This is a genomic window from Actinomadura keratinilytica, assembly GCF_039539665.1.
Lineage (GTDB): Bacteria > Actinomycetota > Actinomycetes > Streptosporangiales > Streptosporangiaceae > Spirillospora > Spirillospora keratinilytica.
In genome coordinates this window covers 1-2,573 of record NZ_BAABDO010000240.1, presented here as the reverse complement: position 1 = coordinate 2,573, position 2,573 = coordinate 1, and the positions used below count along the sequence as shown (strand labels likewise).

Here is a 2,573-nt window from a genome sequence, read left to right as displayed (position 1 = left end):
CTTCCCCTCACCGCCAACGGCAAACTCGACCGCACCGCCCTCCCCGCCCCCGACTTCACCGGGCGAGCCGAGGGACGCGCCCCCGCCACCCCCACCGAAGCCCTGCTGTGCGAGCTGTTCGCCGAGGCGCTCGGCGTGGAGCGGGTCGGCGCCGACGACTCCTTCTTCGAGCTCGGCGGCGACTCCATCCTCGCGATCCTCCTGGTGTCCAAGGCCCGCCGCGCCGGCCTGAAGATCACCACCAGGCAGGTGTTCCAGCTCCCCTCGCCCGCCGGGCTCGCCGGCGTCGCCGAATCCGTCACCGGCGACCACGAGGAGCCCCCGGCCGAGGCCGAGGCGGTCGGCCGGGCACCGCTGACCCCGGTGATGCGCGACCTGGCCGAACGCTCGGGGCGCACCGCCCTGGAAGGCGGCTTCTTCCAGGCCGCGCGGCTGGCCGTGCCCGCCGGGCTCAGCCTCGACCGGCTCATCGCCGCGCTGCGCACGGTCATGGACCGCCACGACATGCTGCGCGCCCGGCTGGACGAGCCGTGGGAACTGGTGATCCCCGAACCGGGCACCGTGGACGTCGCCGCACTGGTCCACCGCGTCACGGCCGAAGCGTCGGAGCACGCCGTCGCCGAGCGGCTGCAGCTGGCCGGCGCCCGGCTCGACCCGGCGGCCGGGGTGATGACCCGGCTCGTCTGGTTCGACGCGGGCCCCGACGCCGAGGGCACGCTGCTGTGGGTCATCCACCATCTCGCCGTGGACGGCGTGTCCTGGCGGGTGCTGCTGCCCGACCTCGCCCACGCCTACGAGCACCCGGACGAGCCCCTGGACCCCGTGCCGGTGTCCTTCCGCAGCTGGGCCCTGGCACTGTCCGCCGAGGCGCGGCGCCCCGAGCGGACCGCCGAGCTGCCCGCCTGGAAGGCGATGCTCGACCACCCCGAACCGCCGCTCGGCGGGCGCCCGCTGGACCCGGCCCGCGACCTGCTCGCCCGGATGCGCCGGGTGACGAGGACCGTCCCGCCCGAGACGACCGGCGCACTGCTGACCCGGGTTCCGGCGGCCTTCCACGCGGGCATGGACGACGTCCTGCTCGCCGCGCTGGCCGCCGCGCTCACCGAGACCCGCGGTACCGGCGGCGTCCTGGTGGACGTCGAAGGCCACGGCCGGATCGCCCTGTCCGACGGCATGGACCTGTCCCGGACCGTCGGCTGGTTCACCAGCACCCATCCGGTCCGCCTCGACGCCGGGCCGATCGACCCCGCCGAGGTGCGCGCCGGCGGCCCGGCCGCCGGAGAGCTGATCAAAAGGGTGAAGGAGCAGCTGCGCGCGGTGCCGTCCGACGGGCTCGGCTACGGGCTGCTGCGCCACCTCAACCCCGACACCGCCGCCGAACTGGCCGCACTGCCGGCGCCGCAGATCGGATTCAACTACCTCGGCCGTTTCACCGGCGGCACCGGCAACGGCGCCCGCACCGCCTGGCGGCAGATCGGCGAGGGCGGCGGCGCCGACCCCGCGATGGCGGCCCCGCACGCCCTGGAACTCACCGGCCTGGTCCGCGAACGCCCGCACGGACCCGAACTGGAACTGTCCCTCAGCTGGCCGGAGGGCCTGCTCGACGAGGCGGAGGCCGACGCCCTCGCCGCCGGCTGGACGGCCATGCTCGCCGGCCTCGTCGCGCACACCGACGGCACCGGCGCCGGCGGCCACACACCGTCGGACTTCCCGCTGGTGACGCTGGCCCAGGACATGATCGACGAGCTCGAAGCCGAGTACATGGACGAAAGGGGAACGCGGTGACGCAGAGGCGGGTCGAGGACGTCTGGCCCCTGTCGCCGTTGCAGGAGGGGCTGCTGTTCCACGCCCTGTACGACGAGCGCGCCCTCGACGTCTACACCGTCCAGCAGATCGTCGAGCTGGACGGCCCCCTCGACGCGGACCTGCTGCGCCGATCCTTCGCGGCGCTGCTGGACCGGCATGCCAGCCTGCGCGCCGCCTTCCGCCAGCCCGCCGGATCGCAGCAGCTCGTCCAAGTGATCATCCGCGGTGCGGCGCTGCCCTGGCGGGAGATCGACCTGTCCGGCTGGGCGCCGTGCGCCGCGTCGGCGGAGGCCGACCGGCTCGCCGACGACGAGCGGAGCCGCCGCTTCGACCTGGAGGCGCCGCCGCTGCTGCGGCTCCTGCTGGTCCGGCTCGGCGAGACCAGGCACCGGCTGATCGTCACCGTCCACCACATCGTCATGGACGGCTGGTCCATGCCGATCCTGATGCGGGAACTGTGGGCCGTGTACGCGGCGGGCGGCGACACCTCCGGGCTGCCCTACGTCACCCCCTACCGCGAGTACCTGTCCTGGCTCGCCCGCCAGGACAGGGACCGCGCGCGGGCCGCCTGGCGCGAGACGCTCGCCGGAGCCGAGGAACCGACCCTGCTCGTGCCGTCCGTCCGGGACGCGGCCCCGGTCATGCCGGAAGAAGTCATCGTCGACGTGGGCGACCGGCTCAGCGGCGAGCTGCGCGATCTGGCCCGTGGTGCCGGGGTGACGCTGAACACGGTCGTGCAGGCTGGGTGGGCTCTGCTGGTCGGGAAG

The 2,573-nt window shown here is 74.7% G+C and carries 2 protein-coding genes; both read left to right on the top strand.

Annotation, left to right across the window (positions count from 1 at the left end):
* Positions 1-1,785, top strand: a 1,785-nt coding sequence (locus ABD879_RS32420) for a condensation domain-containing protein (RefSeq protein WP_345025605.1), incomplete at its 5' end; no start/stop codon positions are given.
* A partial coding sequence (locus ABD879_RS32415) for a condensation domain-containing protein (RefSeq protein WP_345025604.1) occupies positions 1,782-2,573 on the top strand: 792 nt, incomplete at its 3' end. The genes ABD879_RS32420 and ABD879_RS32415, both read left to right, overlap by 4 nt.